The organism is Pseudomonas fluorescens, assembly GCF_030344995.1.
Lineage (GTDB): Bacteria > Pseudomonadota > Gammaproteobacteria > Pseudomonadales > Pseudomonadaceae > Aquipseudomonas > Aquipseudomonas fluorescens_BF.
Genome location: NZ_CP128260.1, coordinates 3303424 through 3325287, shown reverse-complemented (window position 1 = coordinate 3325287; position 21864 = coordinate 3303424). Strand labels below are relative to the sequence as shown.

Annotated in this window: 21 protein-coding genes; 10 read left to right on the top strand and 11 right to left on the bottom strand. The window is 61.6% G+C overall.

Going from position 1 to position 21864, the window contains the following annotated elements; genetic code table 11:
* Positions 1–34: 34 nt before the first annotated feature.
* The gene (locus tag QR290_RS14885) at positions 35–1324 is read left to right on the top strand and encodes a hypothetical protein (RefSeq protein WP_289202914.1); all 1290 of its coding nucleotides are present in this window, start codon (positions 35–37) and stop codon (positions 1322–1324) included.
* Between the two features lie 74 nt (positions 1325–1398).
* Complete coding sequence (nhaB, locus tag QR290_RS14880) at positions 1399–2901, top strand: sodium/proton antiporter NhaB (protein ID WP_115077854.1); 1503 nt, start codon at positions 1399–1401, stop codon at positions 2899–2901.
* Positions 2902–2946: 45 nt separating this feature from the next.
* On the opposite strand, the gene QR290_RS14875 is transcribed toward nhaB, so the two are convergent.
* The 3 genes from QR290_RS14875 to gnd are packed head-to-tail and all read right to left on the bottom strand — an operon-like array spanning position 2947 to position 6253.
* Positions 2947–3756, bottom strand: coding sequence for an HAD family hydrolase (locus QR290_RS14875; RefSeq protein WP_289202913.1), 810 nt, complete (start codon positions 3754–3756; stop codon positions 2947–2949).
* A complete protein-coding gene (zwf, locus tag QR290_RS14870) occupies positions 3753–5276 on the bottom strand; it encodes a glucose-6-phosphate dehydrogenase (protein WP_115077852.1) in 1524 nt (507 codons plus the stop codon). Before zwf ends, QR290_RS14875 begins: the two co-directional genes overlap by 4 nt.
* On the bottom strand, positions 5273–6253 hold the full coding sequence (gnd, locus tag QR290_RS14865) for a phosphogluconate dehydrogenase (NAD(+)-dependent, decarboxylating) (RefSeq protein ID WP_289202912.1): 981 nt from the start codon (positions 6251–6253) through the stop codon (positions 5273–5275). The genes zwf and gnd overlap by 4 nt, the downstream gene beginning before the upstream one ends.
* Positions 6254–6527: 274 nt before the next feature.
* On the opposite strand from gnd, the gene QR290_RS14860 reads away from it, so the two are divergent.
* From QR290_RS14860 to QR290_RS14845, 4 genes are all read left to right on the top strand, one after another.
* Positions 6528–6710, top strand: a complete 183-nt coding sequence (locus QR290_RS14860) for a DUF6026 family protein (RefSeq protein ID WP_007957508.1) — start codon at positions 6528–6530, stop codon at positions 6708–6710.
* Positions 6711–6926: 216 nt separating this feature from the next.
* Positions 6927–8678 (top strand): phosphoethanolamine transferase CptA, encoded by a 1752-nt coding sequence (locus tag QR290_RS14855; RefSeq protein WP_115077850.1) that lies wholly within the window; start codon positions 6927–6929, stop codon positions 8676–8678.
* Positions 8679–8822: 144 nt separating this feature from the next.
* A complete protein-coding gene (locus QR290_RS14850; protein WP_115077849.1) occupies positions 8823–11069 on the top strand; it encodes a TonB-dependent siderophore receptor in 2247 nt (748 codons plus the stop codon).
* Between the two features lie 185 nt (positions 11070–11254).
* The gene (locus QR290_RS14845) at positions 11255–11461 is read left to right on the top strand and encodes a hypothetical protein (RefSeq protein ID WP_085603949.1); all 207 of its coding nucleotides are present in this window, start codon (positions 11255–11257) and stop codon (positions 11459–11461) included.
* A gap of 84 nt (positions 11462–11545) precedes the next feature.
* On the opposite strand, the gene QR290_RS14840 is transcribed toward QR290_RS14845, so the two are convergent.
* From QR290_RS14840 to QR290_RS14810, 7 genes are all read right to left on the bottom strand, one after another.
* A complete protein-coding gene (locus QR290_RS14840; RefSeq protein WP_115077848.1) occupies positions 11546–12043 on the bottom strand; it encodes a GNAT family N-acetyltransferase in 498 nt (165 codons plus the stop codon).
* A 98-nt stretch (positions 12044–12141) separates the two neighbouring features.
* Entirely contained in the window at positions 12142–12723 is a 582-nt protein-coding gene (locus tag QR290_RS14835; protein ID WP_115077847.1) for a DinB family protein, read from the bottom strand.
* Positions 12724–12741: 18 nt separating this feature from the next.
* Positions 12742–13860, bottom strand: coding sequence for a cell division protein ZapE (gene zapE, locus QR290_RS14830; RefSeq protein ID WP_289202911.1), 1119 nt, complete (start codon positions 13858–13860; stop codon positions 12742–12744).
* 22 nt (positions 13861–13882) lie between these two features.
* Entirely contained in the window at positions 13883–14224 is a 342-nt protein-coding gene (locus QR290_RS14825; protein WP_007957516.1) for a nuclear transport factor 2 family protein, read from the bottom strand.
* A gap of 50 nt (positions 14225–14274) precedes the next feature.
* Positions 14275–14991: a helix-turn-helix transcriptional regulator gene (locus QR290_RS14820; RefSeq protein ID WP_115077845.1), complete on the bottom strand. Its 717-nt coding sequence runs from the start codon at positions 14989–14991 to the stop codon at positions 14275–14277.
* Between the two features lie 88 nt (positions 14992–15079).
* Positions 15080–16039, bottom strand: coding sequence for an agmatinase (speB, locus tag QR290_RS14815; RefSeq protein ID WP_115077844.1), 960 nt, complete (start codon positions 16037–16039; stop codon positions 15080–15082).
* A gap of 26 nt (positions 16040–16065) precedes the next feature.
* Entirely contained in the window at positions 16066–17157 is a 1092-nt protein-coding gene (locus QR290_RS14810; RefSeq protein ID WP_289202910.1) for a polyamine ABC transporter substrate-binding protein, read from the bottom strand.
* 99 nt (positions 17158–17256) lie between these two features.
* Between QR290_RS14810 and QR290_RS14805 the strand changes: the two genes are divergently transcribed.
* From QR290_RS14805 to QR290_RS14790, 4 genes are all read left to right on the top strand, one after another.
* Complete coding sequence (locus QR290_RS14805) at positions 17257–18156, top strand: LysR family transcriptional regulator (RefSeq protein ID WP_289202909.1); 900 nt, start codon at positions 17257–17259, stop codon at positions 18154–18156.
* Between the two features lie 99 nt (positions 18157–18255).
* Complete coding sequence (locus tag QR290_RS14800; protein WP_085611690.1) at positions 18256–19722, top strand: nucleobase:cation symporter-2 family protein; 1467 nt, start codon at positions 18256–18258, stop codon at positions 19720–19722.
* A gap of 69 nt (positions 19723–19791) precedes the next feature.
* Complete coding sequence (locus QR290_RS14795) at positions 19792–20265, top strand: LEA type 2 family protein (protein ID WP_115077842.1); 474 nt, start codon at positions 19792–19794, stop codon at positions 20263–20265.
* A gap of 50 nt (positions 20266–20315) precedes the next feature.
* Positions 20316–20873, top strand: coding sequence for a GNAT family N-acetyltransferase (locus tag QR290_RS14790; protein WP_289202908.1), 558 nt, complete (start codon positions 20316–20318; stop codon positions 20871–20873).
* Here QR290_RS14790 and QR290_RS14785 read toward each other — a convergent pair.
* Complete coding sequence (locus QR290_RS14785) at positions 20863–21786, bottom strand: carbon-nitrogen hydrolase family protein (protein WP_115077840.1); 924 nt, start codon at positions 21784–21786, stop codon at positions 20863–20865. The genes QR290_RS14790 and QR290_RS14785 overlap by 11 nt on opposite strands.
* Between the last annotated feature and the right edge of the window lie 78 nt (positions 21787–21864).

Below are 21864 nucleotides of genomic sequence, written 5' to 3'. Positions count from 1 at the left end.
CCGGAAATCGGTCGACTCGCAAGGAGAAGCATGCATGTCATCCCAGATCGCCATAGCGCTCCCGACGCTAGCGAATAACGCCGGACAACTCGACAAGACCTTTTCCAGCAACGGTGTGGCGCAGGTTTACTTCGCCGGAAGTACGTCCAGCCTGACTCAAAGTGTGGCGCTTGATGCGCAAGGCCGAATACTGGTCGCCGCCAAGGTCGGCACTGCGCAGGGCAGTCGTTACGGCCTGGCGCGCCTGCTTGAAGATGGCTCGGCGGATCTGGGGTTCGGCTTTCAAGGCAGCGTGATCGGCCGGTTCGCCGCCGGTTTCGAGGCCACCGGCAGCAAGGTTCAGGTCTTGCCCGACGGACGAATTCTGCTGGCCGGCCTGCACTACGAATCAGAGCATCGCACTCTGCCTGCCCTGGCCCTGTTCGACACTCAAGGTCGACCCGATCCGGACTTCGGTGACAATGGCCGGCAAATTGTCCGCCTGCCCGGCGATCTGTCCATGGGCACCCGCGATGCCTGGTTGCCGCCAGGTGTTCCGGGCGCCGAAGCCTGCGATTTTGCAGTGCAGCCCGACGGGCATATCCTGCTGATCGCCAACCATCACTTCGAACTCGCCGATCACGTCGGCATGCTGATCCGCCTCAAACCCGATGGCAACCTCGATCCATCGTTCAACGGGCGTGGTTTCGTCATGGTTCGCCACTTGCTGCTCAATACCTGGCTCGGCGCTCTGCTATTGCAAGAAGACGGCAGAATCGTGGTGGGCGGCTCCATCGATTTCCCACAGGAAGGGCTGCTCGCCCGCTATCTGCCGGACGGCCGGCTCGATGAACGTTTTGCGGTGGACGGTTTCATGGCCTTCAAGGCCCAAGGGCACAGTGCGCTGGTCAATCAGGTCATCGCATCGACGGAGCATTTGCATTGTTTTGGCAGTAGCCGCGATCCGATTCGATGCATGGCCCTGTCCGTCCATGGCAACGGCCGTCCCGACCTGCACTGCAACGGTGGTCAGCCGCACCTGCTGGAAATCGCTCCCAGCGGCTGCCAATGGAGTGCAGCGCAGGTGATGCCGGACGGGCGCATCATCGCGGTCGGTGCAACGATCGGCGGAGTTGAAGCCGACTTCATCGTCGCTCGCTATCTGGCGAGCGGCAGCCTTGATCGAGGCTTCGGATCGGGTAATGGCTGGTTGCGCACACGACTGGGGCGCAGCCTCGATACCGCCACTTCACTGGCGATACAGCCTGACGGTGGCATTCTGGTTGGCGGCTATTCGCTGGATGGCAACTACCGCGCACTGGTCGCGCGTTATCTGAATCACTGATGCGAACCTTCTCACACTTGATCTTGCCCATCGCTTACGGCAACTTGCGTGCTTCTTAAAACAAGGAGCAACCGATGTCCGGTTCGATGGCTCAGGCGTTCGCGCACAACTTTCTCGGGCATTCGCCCCGCTGGTACAAGGCGTGCATCGTCGGGTTTCTGATTCTCAACGCACTGGTGCTGTGGACTGTCGGCCCGGTCGCGGCCGGCTGGTTGCTGGTGATCGAGTTCATTTTCACCCTGGCCATGGCGCTCAAGTGCTACCCGCTGATGCCCGGTGGCTTGCTGCTGATCGAAGCGCTGCTGCTGAAAATGACCACGCCTCAGGCGCTGTACGAAGAGCTGCAGCACAATTTCCCGGTGATTCTGCTGCTGATGTTCATGGTCGCCGGCATCTACTTCATGAAAGACCTGCTGCTGTTCCTGTTCTCGCGTCTGTTGCTGGGCGTGCGTTCGAAGGCGCTGCTGGCCCTGATGTTCTGCTTTTTGTCGGCATTTCTTTCGGCGTTTCTTGACGCTCTGACCGTGACCGCAGTGATCATCAGTGCCGCTGTAGGCTTCTATTCGGTTTACCACCGGGTGGCCTCCGGCAACGACCCGCGCCAGGACAGCGAATTCAGCGATGACCAGCATCTGCCCCAGTTGCATCATGATGACCTGGAACAGTTTCGCGCCTTCTTGCGCAGTCTGTTGATGCACGGCGCTGTCGGCACCGCGCTGGGCGGCGTCTGCACCCTGGTTGGCGAACCGCAGAACCTTTTGATCGGCCACGAAATGGGTTGGCACTTCGCCGAATTCTTCCAAAAAGTCGCACCGGTTTCACTGCCGGTTCTGCTTGCGGGACTGGTGACCTGCCTGCTGTTGGAGAAACTGCGCTGGTTCGGTTACGGCACGCTGCTGCCGGACAACGTACGTGCCGTGCTGGCCAACTACGCCGCCGAAGACAATGCCGAACGTACCCCGCGCCAGCGCGCCGCCCTGCTGGTGCAAGGCTGCGCTGCGCTGATCCTGATCGCCGGGCTGGCGTTCCATATCGCCGAAGTCGGCCTGATCGGCCTGATGGTGATTGTGCTGATCACGGCCTTCAGCGGCATTACCGACGAGCATCGTCTGGGCAATGCCTTCAAGGATGCGATGCCGTTCACTTCGCTGCTGGTGGTGTTCTTCGCCGTGGTGGCGGTGATTCACGATCAGCAACTGTTCGCGCCGTTGATTCAGTGGGTACTGACATTGCCGGCCGATCAGCAGCCGGGGATGCTGTTTATTGCCAACGGCCTGTTATCGGCCATCAGTGACAACGTGTTCGTCGCCACGATCTACATCACCGAGGTGAAACAGGCGTTCCTGTCCGGACACATGAGCCGCGAGCATTTCGAGACACTGGCGATTGCGATCAACACCGGCACCAACCTGCCGAGCGTGGCCACACCCAATGGCCAGGCGGCGTTCCTGTTTCTGCTGACGTCGGCGATTGCGCCGCTGGTACGGTTGTCCTACGGACGAATGGTGTGGATGGCATTGCCCTACACCATCGTGATGGGATTGCTGGGCTGGTATGCCGTGAGCTACTGGCTGTAAAAACAACAACGGGAGCCCTGAGGCTCCCGTTTTTTCATGCATGTATCAGCGCGGCAAAATGTATTTCTCGATGGCCTGCGCCACGCCATCTTCGGTGTTCGGCCCGGTCACCACATCGGCCTGACGCTTCACCGCGTCCTCGGCCTGTCCCATGGCAATCGCCAAACCGGCGACATGGAACATCGCCGGATCATTGCCGCCATCGCCAATCGCCGCCGTCTGCGCCAGCGGCACACCGAGATGGGCAGCAATAGTTGTCAGAGCCGCGCCCTTGTTGGCCTCCAGCGCCGTGACGTCCAGATACACCGGTTGCGAGCGCGACACCTGCGCCATGCCCTCGACCTTCGGCAGCAACTGCGCCTCCAGCTCGATCAGCAGCTCAGTGTTGTTGCTGGTCGCCACAATCTTGTCGATGCGCTCCAGATACGGCTCGAAGCTCTCCACCACCACCGGCGGATAACCAAGCCCGTGCTGCTCTCGCGGCACCATCGGCCCGTGCGGATCCTTGAGCAGCCAGTCGCCGCCACTGAACACCCAGATTTCGACCTCCGGCTGATCGGCAAACAGCGCCAGTGCGGTCAACGCTGCCGTGGCCGGCAAGTAATGAGCGACCAGAATACTGCCGTCCGGATTGACGATCGTGCCGCCGTTGAACGCCGCCGTCGGCAGATCCACGCCCAGGGCTTCGATCTGTTGCAACATGGCTTTGGGCGGACGCCCGGTGGCGAGGCTGAACAACACGCCCGCCTCGCGCAGTGAACAAACCGCGTCAATGGTGCGCTGGCTAAGGCTGTGATCGGGCAGCAACAGCGTGCCGTCCATGTCACTCAACAGAAAACGGATCGGCTCGCTCATCCCAGACCATGCCAGACGCGACCATCGCGAGTCAGCAGGTCATCGGCGGCTTTCGGCCCGTCTTCGCCAGCGGCGTAACTCTGCACGCTCGCGTCCTGTTGCCAGGCGTCGAGGAACGGCTGCACCGCACGCCAGCCGTTCTCGATGTTGTCAGCGCGCTGGAACAGCGTCTGGTCACCGGTCAGGCAGTCGTAGATCAGGGTTTCGTAGCCGGTGGACGGCTGCATTTCAAAGAAGTCCTTGTAGGCGAAGCCCAGTTCGATGTTGGCCATGTTCAGCGCCGGCCCCGGCCGCTTGGCCAGCAGGTCGAACCACATGCCTTCGTTGGGCTGGATCTGGATACGCAGGTAGGTCGGCTGCAATTCGTCGACCTCGGTATCCCGGAACTGCGCATACGGCGCCGGTTTGAAGCAGATGACGATCTCGGTATCGCGCACGCTCATGCGCTTGCCGGTGCGCAGATAGAACGGCACGCCGACCCAGCGCCAGTTGTCGATCATCACTTTCAGCGCCACGTAGGTTTCCGTGGTGCTTTCTGGGGAGACGTTGTTTTCATCGCGATAACCGGCCACCGGTTTGCCTGCGACTTCACCGGCACCGTATTGACCGCGCACCGAGTTTTCCCGTGCTTCCTCGGTGGTCCAGGGCCGGATCGCGCCGACTACCTTGGCCTTCTCGCCCCGCACCGCATCGGCGCCGAACGCGGCCGGCGGCTCCATCGCCACCATGGCCAGCAACTGGAACAGGTGATTGGGCACCATGTCCCGCAGGGCGCCGGTGTGTTCGTAAAAACTGCCACGGGTTTCGACGCCGACGGTTTCGGCGGCGGTGATCTGCACGTGGTCGATGTAGTGATTGTTCCAGAACGCTTCGAACAGGCTGTTGGAAAACCGGCTGACCAGAATGTTCTGCACGGTTTCCTTGCCCAGATAGTGATCGATCCGGTAGATCTGCTTTTCCGACATGACCTTGAGCAGGCAGGCGTTCAACGCCTCGGCGGTTTGCAGGTCGGAGCCGAACGGTTTTTCGATCACTACCCTTCTGAAGGCTTCCGGGGTTTCTTCCAGCAGTTTCGCGGCGCCGAGGCGACGCACCACTTCGCTGAAGAAACGTGGCGCGGTGGCCAGGTAGAACACCGCATTGCCAGTGCCGCTGTCGGCGATTTTCGCCGCCAGCGCTGAATAAGTGCTGTCGTCCAGGAAGTCACCCTGGACGTAGCTGATGCCCTTGGCGAGCTTGGCCCACAAGGCCGGATCAAGCATCTGATCGCCCTTGCCGACCTTGGCTGCCACTTCGGTGCGGATGAAGTCTTCGAGCTTTTGCGCGAAGGCTTCATCGGTAATGGCGTTGTGGTCAACGCCAACGATCCGCAGATTTTCGTCAAGCAAGCCGTCGCGACTGAGGTTGTACAGCGCCGGCATCAGCAAGCGCTTGACCAGGTCGCCGTGGGCACCGAACAAAAACAGCGTGGTCGGTGGTGCGGGTTCTGCCTTGGATTTTCTGCGGATCGTATGGGTCATTTCTTCGCAGTCTCTACGTGGCCGCCGAAGCCGAAGCGCTGGGCCGAGAGGATCTTGTCACCGAACGTGCCCTGACCGCGGGAGCGGTAGCGCGAGAACAGTGAGTTGGACAGCACCGGTACCGGCACCTTTTGTTCCATAGCCGCTTCGATGGTCCACTGACCTTCGCCGCTGTCGGCCACGGAGCCCGAGAAACCGTCGAGTTTCGGGTCGACCGCCAGGGCATCGGCGGTCAGGTCGAGCAGCCACGACGACACCACGCTGCCACGACGCCAGACTTCGGCGATGTCGGCCACGTTCAGGTCGAAACGCTGATCTTCCGGCAGAAGCTCGCTGGACTTGGTCTTGAGGATGTCGAAGCCTTCGGCGAAGGCCGCCATCATGCCGTACTCGATCCCGTTGTGAATCATCTTCACGAAGTGACCGGCACCGGCAGGACCGGCGTGGATGTAGCCGTGCTCGGCACGGTGGTCATCGGACTTGCGGTCCTTGGTGCGCGGGATGTCGCCCATGCCCGGCGCCAGTGCGGCGAACAGCGGGTCCAGACGCTTAACGGTCTCGGCATCGCCGCCGATCATCATGCAGTAACCGCGCTCCAGGCCCCAGACGCCGCCGGAGGTGCCGACGTCGATGTAGTGCAGGCCTTTCTCGGCCAGGGTCTTGGCCCGGCGGATGTCGTCCTTATAGTTGGTGTTGCCGCCATCGATGATGGTGTCGCCCGCCTCGAGCAGATTGCTCAGGGTTTCGATGGTGTCTTCAGTCGGTGCGCCCGCCGGCAGCATGACCCACACCGCACGCGGCTTGGCCAGCCCTGCGACCAGTGCAGGCAGATCGGCGACGCCGGTAGAGCCCTCGGCGGCCAGGGTGTCGACAAAGGCGGTATTGCGGTCGTAAACAACGGTGGTGTGACCGTTGAGCATCAGACGTCGCGCAATATTGCCGCCCATGCGGCCCAGTCCAATAATCCCGAGTTGCATGTGCTGATGCTCCTTACTACAAATAAAAGTGTGTCAAAGGTTATAGCCCAACGTGACTCATGGAGCTTAGTCCAGAGCGTCGGTGTGAAGTTTCCGGGCATTGTGCCCGATCCAGACTGATAACGTCGGGAAACGTGCCGAAGACACAACGACCATGAAAAATAAAAAAGTTCCAATCACGAGCAAAAGAAACCAAAATCGGCGCCGATAGCAGATCAAGGCTCCAGACCGGGGGCTGATCTGCAGTTGAGACACGCCATTTGCGAGGTGAGCAATGGGCACAGTACACACAGCAATGCCGCCACAAACCCTGTACGTCACCATCCGTCGCGATGAATTGCGTCAGTTGAAAGATGAACGCGACCAGCTCAAGCAGGAACTCGCGCAATTGCGCCTGCTGACCCAGGGCGCCGAGCCACAGCCCCTGCCACGCGTACAACGCTCGCCGCACGCCTGATCCGCCCTGCCCGATTCGGGAACGGCCTCAGCTGTTCCCGACATACTGAACCTCCCCCGACCGCTTTCAGCAACTAACAAAGTTTTCACATTGCCTTGTTGATACTCCGGCGCATTCTGGCCGTGCGTGTCTGCGCATGGCCTCCGTTCGTCGGTTTCATGCGCCGTTTTCAAGTGGCGCCCGGCGTTGGATGTGACGACAGAGCTGGAGTGCTGAATGGCGGTGTTCAAACGCAGCAATACGACTGCGACAGGTTTCGACTGGGCCGGTTTGATCTGGCTGTTCGTGTTTTTCTGGTACTTCTCCGGTATCACCCAACTGCTGATCCAGTTGACGGGCACCTCAGGGTTCACCGGGTTCCGCCAGGCCTTCGTGATGAGCGCCGTGTGGCTCGCGCCGATGTTGCTGTTCCCCAAGCGCACCCGTCTGCTCGCCGCGTTGATCGGCGTGGTGCTGTGGGCCTGTTCGATGGCCAGCCTGGGTTACTTCTTCATCTACCAGCAGGAATTCTCCCAGAGCGTGATTTTCATCATGTTCGAGTCGAACGTGTCCGAAGCCGGCGAGTACATGACCCAGTACTTTGCCTGGTGGATGATCCCGGCGTTCCTCGCGCACACCGCGTTCGCGTATTTCCTGTGGACACGCCTGCGTCCGGTTTACCTGCCCCGTGGCCGGGCGTTCGTCGCCGCCATGGCGATCCTGGTGGCCGTGATCGGTTATCCGCTGGTCAAGCAGACGATGCGCACCGGCAGCTTCGCCGGCGGTTTCGAAAAATTCGAAACCCGTATCGAGCCGGCAGTGCCTTGGCAGATGGCAGTGGCGTATCACCGCTATCTCGACACCTTGGGCGAAATGCAGGGCATGTTGCACAGCGCGAGCAAAATCCCGCCGCTGCATAATCTCAAGGACTCGGGTGCCAACCAGCCGGCGACCCTGGTGCTGGTGATCGGCGAATCCACCAACCGCCAGCGCATGAGCCTCTACGGCTATCCGCGTAAAACCACGCCGGAGCTGGACAAGCTCAAGGATCAGCTGTCGATCTTCGACAACGTCATCACCCCGCGCCCTTACACCATCGAGGCGCTGCAACAGGTGCTGACCTTCGCCGACGAAGAAAATCCGGATCTGTACCTGTCCACGCCGTCCTTGGTCAGCATGATGAAACAGGCCGGCTACAAGACCTTCTGGATCACCAACCAGCAGACCATGACCAAACGCAACACCATGCTCACGACCTTCTCCGAACAGGCCGACGAACAGGTGTACCTGAACAACAACCGCAACCAGAACGCCGCCCAGTACGATGGCGACGTGATCGAGCCGTTCAACAAGGCCCTGGCCGACGCGGCACCGCGCAAGCTGATCGTCGTGCATCTGCTCGGTACGCATATGAGCTACCAGTACCGTTATCCGCCGAGCTTCGACAAGTTCCAGGATCGCAACGGCGTTCCGGCCGGCGTGCGTGACGATCAGGTGCCGACCTACAACAGCTACGACAATGCGGTGCTGTACAACGATTTCGTGGTCTCGAGCCTGATCAAGGACTACGCCAAATCCGATCCGAACGGCTTTTTGCTGTACCTCTCCGACCACGGTGAAGACGTGTTCGACTCGGTGGGCCACGGCACCCTGGGCCGCAACGAAAACAAGCCGACGGCGCCGATGTACACCATTCCGTTCATGGCCTGGGCGTCGCCGAAGTGGCGCGAAAACCACGACTGGAGCTTTGCCGGGGATCTGAGCCGGCCGTACAGCAGCTCGCACCTGATCCACACCTGGGCGGATCTGGCAGGTTTGAGTTTCGATGAACTGGATCGCAGCAAGAGCCTGGTCAGCGACAGTTTCAAGCCGCGCCCATTGTTGATCGGCAACCCTTACGAACGCGAACAGCGGGCCCTGATCGATTTCAGTTTGATGAAGCCCAAAAAACCCGCGGCCACGACCACAGAAGTGGTGCTGCAGGAGTAACAAAAAGGGCCGGAAACGGCCCTTCTTTCATGCAACTGAAACATCTTCAAATAACAATGTTTCTCGTTTGACACTAAATCGCACCGCTCACCTTCGTCTTTGAGCAAACGGAATTTTTCCCTCGAAGACAAGGAGTCGGCTGCGATGTTCGCGCCCATCACCCGTTCCATGACCCTCACCCTCGGCCTGTGCAGTGTTGCACTGAGCCCGGATCTGCTGGCTGAAACCGCCGCCGAAAAGCCGCCCGAGCCCGCCGGCACGGCACTCGAACTGGCCTCGACCAGCGTCACCGCCCAAGGCCTGGGCAGCAACACCGAGAACACCGATGCCTACACCACCGGCGCCATGAGCACGGCCACGCGGTTGAATCTGTCGATCAAGGAAACTCCGCAATCGGTGTCCGTGGTCACCCGCCAGCAGATGGATGATTTCAAGCTCGGTACATTGTCTGAAGCCATGAGCCAGACAACCGGCATCGTGGTGCAGCACAACGACTCGGACCGGGTCAGCTATTCGTCCCGCGGCTACTCGATCAACAACTTCCAGATCGACGGGATGCTCAACACCTTCCAGTACATGAAGTCCGACTCGGACACCATCATCTACGACCGCATCGAAGTCGTGCGCGGCGCCACCGGCCTGACCACCGGCGCAGGCGATCCGTCGGCGACCATCAACATGGTCCGCAAACGCCCGACCGTACAATGGCAGGCCCAGGCCGGTGCCAGCGGCGGCAGCTATGACGACTACTACAGCTATGTCGATGTCGGCGGCCCACTGGCGTTCGACGGGCGCCTGCGCGGTCGCAGCGTGCTGGCCTACCGCGACCAGGGATCGTTTCGCGACAAGTACGCCCTGCAACGGGAAGTCGGCTACGGCATCCTCGAAGCGGATCTGACCGATTCCACCGTGCTGGCGGTCGGTTACGACTATCAGGACAAACAGGTGCAAGGCTCCTCTTGGGGCACCCTGCCGTACTGGAACGCAGACGGCAGCAAGGCCAGCCTCGGGCGTTCGACCAACATGGCCACGCCCTGGAGCTCCTGGCCTCTGCGGGACAAGACCGCGTTCGCCACCCTCGATCAGGCCCTGGCGGGCGACTGGCACCTGAAAGCCGCCTACACCCATCGCAAGAGCGACACCGACGGCAAGGTCTACTACGCCGGCGCCGGTTTCCCCGAGCCCGATCGCAGCGGCATGACCGCCTACACCTCGCACATGATCGGCCCGCAGCGCATGAAGGCCTATGACTTCAACCTGTCCGGCCCCTATTCGCTGCTGGGTCGCGAACATCAGATGATGATCGGCTATGGCGAAGCCGAACGCAGCTCCAGCTCGCCCTACACCGTTGACGGCGCAATTGCCCGCAACTACGCCACCATCCGCGACTGGAAGTACATGAGCGACATCGCCAAATTCCCTGACACGGTGACCGGGCTCACCAGCTCAAAAGACAGCACGCGCCAGAAGGCCGGTTACCTGGCCACCCGTCTGAGCCTGACGGACGACTTGCACGCCGTACTCGGCACCCGTTACGGCAGCTGGAAGGCATCGAAGACCGCCAACACCTTCGACGATAATCTGCAGCTGGAGAAGGTCGACGCCACAAGTCAGCAGCACAATGACATGTGGACGCCCTACGCCGGCCTGTTGTACGACCTGACGCCGGAGTACACCGTTTACGTCAGCTACACCGACATCTTCAAGCCGCAGACCTACCGCGACGCCAACCGCAAGTTCATCGAGCCGATCGTCGGCAGCAATTATGAAGTCGGGCTCAAGGGCAGCCTGCTGGACGAGCGCCTGAACCTGGCCACGGCCATTTTCTGGAGCAAACAGGACAACGTCGCCGAAGTGGATGACTCGGTGCCGCCGGATCCGGTGACCCTGGAGGAGTTCTACAAGTCCGGTGGCAAAGGCAACAAGGTCAACGGTTTCGAGGCCGAGGTCTCGGGCGAAGTTCTCGAAGGCTGGAACATGACCGCCGGTTACACCTACACCCACTCGGTCAACGGCGAGAAGAATCGCACCAACACCAACCAGCCGCTGAATATGTTCCGCCTTTCCACGGCCTATCGCCTGCCGGGCAACTGGAATGCCCTGACCGTGGGCGGCGCGGTGAACTGGCAGAGCGACGTCTACGGCAATTCCAACCGCCCGGTCGGGCGCGGCGCCAATGGCCGGATCATCACCGAGCGTGCGCGGATCAGTCAGGACGCCTACACGGTGGTCAAGCTGATGTCGCGCTACGAGTTCGACAAACACCTGTCGGCATCCCTCAACGTCGACAACCTGTTCGACAAGAAGTATTACGACAACGTCGGTTTCTACAATGGCGTGTTCTGGGGCGATCCTCGCACCGTGACGCTGAGCCTCGACTGGAAACTCTGACGCCCTTCCCTTGCGACCTGCACGCGTCATTCACGCGTGCAGCGTTCGTCCGATACGCCGTGGAAACACCCGGTAAAACCTACACTGAACGAGCGTTAACCGCTTGTTAATGCCCTCGACGGACACTGCGCCCCGAGGACCTGATTCATGGATGAACGGCTCCGACATTTTTCGTAGGAGGCACCATGAAAACCACGACTGCAATCCTTGCAGGTCTACTCACCCTCGCATCCGCCAGCGCATTCGCCGAAGGCGGCGCCGAGCGCATGAGACATTACTGGGCCAATTTCCCGGTTCATTCCGCACAAAGTCAGCAGGCTGAGGCGAAGACCAATGAACTCAAGGTTCCGGACGACCAGACCGCCCAGGTCACCGAGTCCTATCGCCCTTGAGCGAACGCTTTACCGATGGACCTGCGATGGCTCTGCTCTGGCCCCGCAGATGACAGTTTGGGCGCCCTTTCCGGGCGCCTTTTTTTACGCCTGCAGATCCTTGATCCAGAACAGCATGCGACCGTGATTCGGGTCGAACATGCCCGGCGCGAAGCCGAATTTGGCATAAGAGTTTTGCGCCACGGCGTTGCCTTCAAGTACTTCCAGGGTGATCTTGCAGCAACCACGCTGACGGGCGATGTCCTCGACCTTGCGCAGCATTTTCTGACTCAACCCCAGACCGCGAAACTTCGTCACCACCGACACGTCGTGCACATTGACCAGCGGCTTGCAGGCAAACGTGGAAAACCCTTCAAAGCAGTTCACCAGCCCCGCCGGCTCGCCGCCGACAAAGGCCAGGACGCTGAACGCGTGGGGCCGCTTGGCCAGTTCTGCGGGCAGTTGCTGCAACAGTTCCGGGGCAATGGGATGGCCGCCGCCCATTGGGTCTTCGGCGTAATGATTGAGCACCACACCGATGGCCTCGGCATGCACCGGGTTGGTGTAACTGGCTTGAAGCACAAGAATTTCTGCGGAATCCATTTCCTTCCTCGATCGCACGGGGCCCCGGCGCGTTTGATACACGCTGATAGGCTCGGCGACCTTAGCGCGAGGCAGGTCCCGGCGACAACCCGGCGTTTTCAATGCCCCCAGATGAGTTCTTCGGTCCAGCCCAGCTCGGCGAAATCCTCGGCTCGCAAACCGGACTCGCCGGCACAGAAAAACTCGTCCAGTTGCGGCGGCTTCACCGAGGTACCGCTAAGCATCGCGTGGACCTGGCCCCGATGATGGATCTGGTGTTCAAAGAGGTGGGAAATCATCCGCAAGCGGCTGTCGTGCTGCGGCGTGTCGCGGGCAATGGTCACGATGCGCCCCAGATCGGCATCGCGCAGTTGCTCGCAGTAGGCGATCAGCCGACGGTCGACATGAGTCTGTTCACGGCGCAAGGCCTGCGCCTCGGTGAAGGGCTCGTCGGCATTGAAGAACACGTAGCAATCGGGATGCGGTTCGTCGCCGCGCAACTCGCGTTCCAGCGCGTCGACGTAGAACCAGTCGCAGGTGAGGATGTGATTGAGGGTCAGGCGGATGCTCGGGAAGAAACTCACCCGTGGCGCCGCCAGCTGCGCGTCGTCGAGCTGGCTCCAGGCCTTGGCCAGTCGATGGTTGGCCCAGGCGTTCTGATAAGCCATGGTCAGCAAATGGTGGGACAGTGGCTGAGTCATGTCGCGCCCTCCGTGTTTTCAGGTCTCGGCGAAGCGTTGCAGTTGCATCTCCTGCAAGCGGCTGAGGGTCCGGCGGAACGGAAATTCCAGGTAGCCCTCGGTGTACAGCGCGTCCATCGGCACTTCGGCCTCGATGTACAGCGGCACCTTGCGGTCGTAGCACTCGTCGACCAGCGCAATAAAGCGGCGCACGCCGTCGTCATGCACCGACAACTGCGGCAATTCGCGATCACCGGCCACCACCCGCTCCGCGCCGTCCTCGGTGCCTCGGGCGATCCTTCCTTCGCGTTTTTTCGCGCTGAGGTTCGGCACCTCGCTCAACAGGATAGCCCGGTAGGTGTCGCACAGCGCAATGAAGCCCATGGCCGCGAACGGTTGCTCGCACAGCTCGGCGTAACGGCACCACAGCACTGAATCGCTGGCCTGTACCACGTTCAGGGCGCGATAACCGACCGGCACCGGTTCGGCGCTGACGGTTTGCCCGTCGGCCAAGGCGTCGAAGACCTGGCTTAGCGCGCTCTCCTGCCCCGAAGTGGCGACCCAGTAGCGCTGCTCGATGGCGCCGGGATGCAATCGGTGATCTTCGGCGCCATTCACCGCGACCACTTGCATGTGCTGCTTGATCGCGGTGATCGCTGGCAGGAAGCGGTCGCGGTTGAAGCCGTCGGCATACAGCTGATCCGGCGGCAGGTTGGAGGTGCAGACCACCACCACGCCTTCGTCGAACATTACCTGAAACAAGCGCCCGAGAATGATTGCGTCGCCGATGTCGTTGACGAACAGCTCATCGAAACACAGCACTCGCACTTCGGCCGCCAGCTCACGGGCCAGGGCCCGCAATGGATCGGCGATCCCGGTCAATTGAAATGAGCGCTGATGGACCCAGCCCATGAAGTGATGAAAGTGCTGCCGCCGCGCCGGCACCCGCAGGCTTTGGTGGAACTGGTCCATCAGCCAGGTCTTGCCGCGCCCGACCGGGCCCCACAGGTAAACGCCGGTGACCGAACGGGCACCGGCGTGCAGGGCTTCATGGCATTTTTGCAAGGCCCAGACCGCGTGTTCCTGGGCTTCATCCTGGATGAAGCCCTTGTGGTCGACGGCGTATTGCCAGGCGCTCAGGGGGGAGTCGAAAGTCATGCGCGGCAGTATGCCACGATGGCTACAGGGAAATATCCAGCCGAGCGATTTTGCCCTGTTCGTTGAGCCGGAACGTGTAACGCAGCTCCAGCGGGCTGCCGGGGAACGTTCCGGAGATCAGCCCTTGCACCAGCACCTTGCCGGTGCGCTGCTGGACGCCGAGCACTTCGACCCGTGGCTGATAGCGCTGGGCGGTGTCTTGCATCCAGTTGGCGATGGCCTGCGGGCCGACCTGATGATGACCTTCGTCGAACACATGGGCATCCTCGGCAAAAAAACTGCCGACCCGGGACGTATCGCGAGCATTGGCGGCGTTGATGTACTCAACGATGGCCGGGGCGAGTATCGAGGTGGGATGGAACATGATTACAGCTCCTTTTTCGGGTTCTGTCGCCATCCTAGAACAGCCCTGCGTCAGTTCCTGTCAGGAGTGAAGCGCCCGTTTTCATCCAGTTGCATCTGCCGCTGCCAGGTGCGCAACAGGTCGCTGCGACGCCCCGGATAGCGCTCGCCCTGCAGGCTGGCGGCGGCAATCCGGTCGGTGCGAAACGTGCGATAGGCGCCGCGCAATTCACACCACGCGACGATGATTCGCACCTCATTGAGAAAGCCCAGCGCCAGTGGCCAGATCAAGCGCTGGCTTTGCACCTGCTGCGCATCGGCGTAATCGATGTGCAGCTTGGCCTGATCGCGAATCGCGTGACGGAAAACGTTCAACGGTACTGCGTTTTGCGGAAAACCGTAACCCGGCGGCCCGGGCATGACGGTCGGATTGCGCAGCGCTTCCTGGGCCTGCGGGTCCAGCACTGCCGCAATTTTTGCCAGTGCATCCGCCGCAGCCTTGCTCAGTACCTCGTCACCGCGCTGATCGACATAACGCAGGCCCAGCACGATGGCTTCGGTCTCGTCGGCGTTGAGCATCAGCGGTGGCAGAAACAGACCGCTGCGCAGCACATAACCGATGCCCGCCTCGCCATGGATCGGCGCCCCGAGTGCGGTCAGTTCGGCAATGTCGCGATAGAGGGTGCGTTCGGAAATTTCCAGCTCGGAGGCCAGCGTCGCGGCGGTCACCGGGCGCTTCTTGCCGCGCAACACTTGCAGCAGGGTCAACAGACGAGTGGTTCGCGACACGGTGTGCGGCTCCGGGCAAAAATTTGCCGGAGCTTAGCAGAGCCTGGTGTCAGAAATTGTCAGGAGCTTTCACCAGGCTCGGAGGGGATCACGCGTCGACTTTGTGCCGGGCCGCGTACAGGCAAAGCATCTCCATGGCCAGGGTTGCCGCCGCCAGCGACGTCACGTCCGCGTGGTCGTAGGCCGGGGCCACTTCCACCACGTCCATGCCCACCAGATTGATCCCGCGCAGGCCGCCAAGGATCTCCAGCGCCTGCACCGTGCTCAGGCCGCCACACACCGGGGTCCCGGTGCCAGGTGCGAAGGCCGGATCGAGGCAATCGATGTCGAACGTCAGGTACACCGGGTTATCGCCGACCCGCGCGCGAATGGACTCGACAATCGCTTCGCAGCCACGGCGATGCACCTGCCGCGCGTCCAACACCTGAAAACCCTGATGATCGTCGTTGGTGGTGCGCAAACCGATCTGCACCGAGCGCGCCGGATCCACCAGCCCTTCCCGCGCCGCGTGCCAGAACATGGTGCCGTGATCGACCCGCTTGCCGCCCTCGTCCGGCCAGGTGTCGCTGTGGGCGTCGAAGTGGATCAGCGACAGCGTGCCGTGCTTGCGCGCATGGGCCTTGAGCAGCGGATAGCTGATGAAGTGATCGCCGCCAAAGGTGAGCATCGCGCTGCCGGAGCTGAGGATGTGCTCGGCGTGAGCCTCGATACTTTCCGGAATGGTGTGCGGCGAGCCGTAATCGAAGTCGCAATCGCCGTAGTCGATCACCGCCAGATGATCGAACGGGTCGAACGCCCACGGCCAGTGGCGTTCCCAGGCAATCCCGGTGGACGCCGCACGAATCCCGCGCGGCCCGAAACGTGCGCCCGGACGGTTGCTGGTGGCGGTGTCGAACGGCACACCGCTGACCGCCACGTCCACGCCGCGCAGGTCGCGGCTGTAGCGCCGGCGCATGAAACTGGTTATCCCGGCGTAGGTGCTTTCGGCAGCGGTGCCGAAAAGGCTGTCACGGGTCAGGGCCTGATCGTTTTGCATGGGCACGTCCATCGGTGTGTTCCTGTTGTTATGAAGGGCTATTGACGGCTACGGAAAGTGGTCCACAAGCGTGTGCGCTGGCGCATGTCCTTGAGGCTCATGCTGTGATCGGCGTACAAACGCTCGCGCACGTCGGGTTTCGGGTAAATGTCCGGATCGTTGCGCACCGCTTCGTCCACCAGCGGCGTGGCGGCCTGGTTGGCGGTGGCGAAGAACAGCGTATTGGTCAGCGCCGCCACGGATTCGGGGCGCAACATGAACTCGATGAAGGTGCGTGCGGCTTCCGGGTGCGGCGCGTCTTTGGGAATGGCCAGGTTGTCCTGCCACACCAGCGTGCCTTCTTTCGGGATCCGGTAAGCGACTTCAAACGGCTTGTTGGCCTTGCGCGCCTGATCGGCGGCCATGCTCGCGTCACCGTTGTAGGTCAGCGCCAGGCAGACGCTGCCGTTGGCCAGATCGTTGATCTGCCGGCCGGTGGCGACGTACAGAACGGAAGGCTGCAACTTCTGCAACAAGGCTTCGGCGGCGGCCAGATCGATCTTGTCGGTGCTGTAGGGATCTTTACCGAGATAGTGCAGCGCCAGACCGATCACTTCCTGCGGCGAGTCGAGAATGGCGATCCCGCAATCCTTGAGCTTGCTGGCGTATTCAGGCTTGAACAGCAGATCAAGACTGTTGAGCGGCACATCCGGCAACCGTTGTTTGACGGCTTCGACGTTCATGCCCAGCCCCAGCGTGCCCCAGGTGTACGGCACGCCGTAGCGGTTGCCGGGATCAACCGCCGCCAGTTTTTCCAGCAGATCCGGATCGAGATTGGCGTAACCCTTGAGCCCTTCGTGAGGGATTTCCTTCAACGCGCCGGCGGCCAAACCACGGGCCAGCACGCTGGACGAAGGCACCACCACGTCATAACCGCTGCCGCCGGTGAGCAGTTTGGTTTCCAGCACCTCGGACGTATCGAAGGTGTCGTAGCGTACGTGGATGCCGGTTTCCTTTTCGAAGCGCTGCAGGGTTTCCGGCGCCACGTAATCGGCCCAACTGTAGAGATTCAGCGTTTTCTCTTCAGCCTGGGCGGCGATGGAGACGGTAAGCAACAAAGCGGGCAAACACAGCTTGAAGACGGGAGCCATGACGAACACCTGACCGAAGGAAGTGGTGGCAGGATGCGCCGTCGGATACATTCGAGAAATATCAAGTTTGTTAACCTGACTTTATCCCGGAGTAATGTGATGCTCGGTCAGCTCCACGATGTCGATCTTCAGCTGCTGCGGCTGTTTCTCGGGGTGGTCGAATCCAACGGTTTCAGCGCCGCCCAAGGTGAGCTGGGGCTGAGCCAGTCGAGCATCAGCCAGCAAATGGCCAAGCTTGAGACCCGTCTCGGCTATCGGGTGTGCAACCGGGGCAAGGGCGGTTTCAGCCTGACGCCGAAGGGCGAGCAATTGCTGATTGCCGTGCGCAGCCTGTTCGATTCGATCGAAACCTTCCGCCATCAATCCAACGGCGTCGCCGGGCGTCTGATCGGCGAAGTGCGGCTGGGCCTGTCGGAAGCGGTCGATCAATCGGTGCTGCAACGGGTGGCGGATGCGATCCGGCGGTTTCGCGAGCGGGACGAATCGGTGCGCATCGAGCTGATCAGCGCCATGCCCGGTGAAATGGAGCGCTTGCTGCTGCAACAGCGGCTGGATCTGGCCATCGGTTACTTCTCTCAGGTGCAGAGCGCCTTTGATTACCGCGAGCTGTTCAGCGAAACCCAGCATCTGTACTGCGCACCTGGCCATCCGCTGTTCACTGACGATGCGCCGGACGACGCAGCGTTGCATGCCTGCGACCGGGTCGATCACCCGTATCGGTTTTTGCGCAGTGACGAGCCGTTTCAGGGCAAGGTCTGCTCGGCGCGCTCGGAACAGGTCGAGGGCACCCTCGCCTTCATTCTGTCCGGGAAACACGTCGGTTATCTGCCGAACCATTACGCGCGCCAATGGCAGGACAAGGGCCTGCTGCGACCGGTGCGCGAAGGCGAGTTGAGCTTTGACGTGGCGTTCCATCTGGCCCGCCATCGGGCGCAGGTGCCAGGCGATGCGCAGAAAGCCTTTGAGCAGGACTTGCTCTGCGCCTTTGGTCGAACCTGACCTTTTGGGCAGTTTTAATGCGTTGCCCTCGCTCCCCTCTTACGGCATCCTGCGCACCCATTTTCCGACCCGGCCCCGCATTGCGGCACGCAAACCACCATGACCGTCTCTGAAAAAGCCCCGCGCAACAACGATCTGATCTACGGCCTCAACGACCGTCCGCACTTCACCGCAACGGTGTTTGCCGCCCTGCAACACGTGCTGGCCAGCTTCGTCGGCATCATCACCCCGACCCTGATCATGGGCGGCGCCCTGGGCCTGCAAAGTGAAATCCCGTACCTGATCAGCATGGCACTGTTCGTTTCGGGCCTCGGCACCTTCGTTCAGGCCAAGCGCTTCGGCCCGGTCGGTTCGGGGCTGCTGTGCCTGCAAGGCACGAGTTTTTCCTTTATCAGCGTGATTCTCAGCGCCGGTTTCATGGTCAAGGCCCGGGGTGGCGGCACCGATGAAATCCTGTCGACGATCTTCGGCGTGTGCTTCTTCGCCGCCTTCATCGAGGTGGTGCTGAGCCAGTTCATCGGCAAATTGCGCATGCTGATCACCCCGGTGGTCACCGGCACCATCATCACCCTGATGGGCCTGTCGCTGATCAAGGTGGCGATGACCGACATTGCCGGCGGCTTCGGCGCGGCGGATCTGGGTGCGGCCAGCCATGTGTTCCTGGCGGCGCTGGTGCTGGGCACCATCGTGGTGTTGAACCGGGTCGACGTGCCCTTCCTGCGGTTGGGCGCGATTGTCATCGGCCTGACCCTCGGCTACGTGGTGGCGTGGCTGATGGGTACGGTGGATTTCGCCAACCTGCCCGAAGTGCCGGTGGTCAGCGTGCCGGTGCCGTTCAAGTACGGCTTCAACTTCGACTGGGTGGCGTTCGTGCCGGTGGCGGTGATTTTCCTGGTATCGCCGCTGGAAGCTGCCGGTGACCTGACCGCCAATTCGATGATCTCGCGGCAACCGGTCAAAGGGCCGCTGTACATCCGCCGGATCAAGTCCGGGCTGCTGGCCGACGGCCTCAACTCGGCCATGGCCGCTGTATTCAACAGCATGCCGATGGTGACCTTCGCCCAGAACAACGGGGTGATCCAGCTCACCGGCGTGGCCAGTCGTTACGTGGCGTTCTTCATTGCCGGGCTGTTGGTGCTGCTGGGTCTGTTCCCGATGATTGGCGCGGTGCTGCAACTGATGCCGAAACCGGTGCTCGGTGGCGCGGAGCTGGTGATGTTCGGCACCGTGGCGGTGGCCGGGATCAAGATCCTTGCCGAGGCCGGCCTGCATCGGCGCAACATGCTGATCGTGGCGATTTCCGTCGGCATGGGCCTGGGCATCGCCGCCGTGCCGGAAGTGCTGCGCGAACTGCCGCAGGCGCTGCGCAACATCTTCGAATCGCCGATCACCGTCGGCGCGCTGTGTGCGATCGTGCTGAATATCTTCCTGCCGGAAGAATTCATCGAACTGGAAGAAGATGACTTCGACCCGGAAGCCTCTATCCTTCAGGTCATGGAAAACCCCGACCTGCCGGCCAAAGCTGAACCCGCAACAAACGCCGCTGTCGCACAGTTGAACCGTTGATCCTGTCCGCTCCATGAAAAAGGGCTGATACCGGCGACGGTTCAGCCCTTTTTCAATGAGAGAGCATCAATGCGCCGCCTCCAAGCCGTCATCCTGTCCCTGCTTCTGCTCTCCCTCAGCGCCTGTGCGCTGTTTCCCAACCGCGACCCGGTGAACATCAACGTGGTCGGCCTTGAACCGTTGCCGAGCCAGGATCTGGAAGTGCGCTTCGCGATCAAGCTGCGGGTGCAGAATCCCAACGAAACCGCCATCGACTACAACGGCATCGCACTGGATCTGGAGGTCAACGGTCACTCACTGGCGTCGGGTGTGAGCGATCAGACCGGCTCGATTCCACGGTTTTCTGAAACCATTGTCAGCGTCCCGGTGAGCATTTCCGCGTTCTCGGTATTGCGCCAGACTTTGGGCCTGAGCCAGACCCAAACTCTCGACAACCTGCCCTATGTGCTGCGCGGCAAACTGGCCGGCGGGTTGTTTGGCACGATGCGCTTTGTCGATACCGGCAAGCTGAGTCTGCCGAGGGCCAGTGCCGCAACCTGGTAAAGATGCGGTAGCCTGCACGGCCCACTGTCAGAACATGGAAGCCGTGGTTTATGGAAGACACCCCCACGCTGTACACCGAACGACTGATCTTGCGTCCGCTTGAACTGGCGGACGCCGAGGCCATCCAGCAGCAATTTGCGCACTGGGAAGTGGTGCGTTATCTGAACGCTCTCGTCCCCTGGCCGTATCCGGACGACGGCGCCCTCACCTACCTGCGTGACATTGCGCTGCCGGCCATTGCAGCAGGCAAAGAGTGGCACTGGACGATTCGCCTCAAATCGGCGCCAGAGCAATTGATCGGCAACATCAGCCTGATGGACGAGCCGGACAACCACCGTGGGTTCTGGCTCGCCCCGGCGTGGCAGGGTCAGGGCCTGATGACCGAAGCCAGCGAAGCCGTGACCCGGTACTGGTTCGAAACCCTCGATCAGCCGTTGATGCGCGTGCCGAAAGCCGCACCAAACCTTGGCTCGCGCAAGCTATCGGAGCGCAGCGGCATGCGCTTGATCCGCGCGGACGAGGATGACTTCGTCGGTGGCCGCTTCCCGCGGGAGATCTGGGAAATCACCCGCGAAGAATGGCGGCGCCGACAGTCCGTCAAGCGGTGAAACGCACGCCCGGCTTGGCCCGCTCGTCCACGCTCAACTCGAACACATCCGGCCGCGCATAGTGGCCGACCACGTCGTAGTCGTAGCGGGCGCGCACCAGTTCTTCGGTGTCGATCTCGGCGGTGAGCAATCCGGCCTCGCCGCGCAACGGCCCGGCCAGCACATCGCCCATCGGCCCGACGATCACGCTGCCACCGGCGATCAGCGGTCGACCCCCCGGCCAGTTGGCGATTTCTACGCCCAGTTCATTCGGCGAAGCCTGCACCTGACAGGCGCTGACCACGAAGCAGCGCCCTTCGTGGGCGATGTGGCGCATGCTCACCTGCCACATCTCGCGCTCGTCCACGGTCGGTGCGCACCAGACCTCGATGCCCTTGGCGTACATCGCCGTGCGCAGCAGCGGCATCATGTTTTCCCAGCAGATCACCGCGCCGAGTTTGCCGACCTGAGTGTCGAGCACCGGCAGCGTCGACCCGTCGCCCTTGCCCCAGATCAGCCGTTCGGTGCCGGTCGGCATCAACTTGCGGTGTTTGGCCACCAGGCCTGCCTGCGGGTCGAAATACAGCGCAGTGCAATGCAAGGTGCTGCCGGCCCGCTCGATCACGCCGATCACCAGATTGGCCCCGGTACGCGCCGACAGCCCGGCCAGCGCTTCGGTTTCCGCGCCCGGCACATCGATGGCGTTGGCGAAATAACGGGCGTAGGCCTCGCGCCCTTCCGGCAAGCGGTAACCCAGCTGCGTGCCGAAGCCCTCGCCCTTCGGGTAACCGCCGAGCAACGCTTCCGGCATCACCACCAGCGCGGCGCCGGATTCGATGATCGCGTTTTCCCAGCTCAGGATCTGTTCCAGGGTGTCAGCCTTGCCACCGGGCAAGGCGCCGATCTGCAGGGCGGCAACGATTGATTTGGGCATGACGGTCACTCCGTGAAGTTCAGGTGTTGCTCATTCTCCGGCGCCACGGGATCATGAATAAAGACCGATTCACTGCTG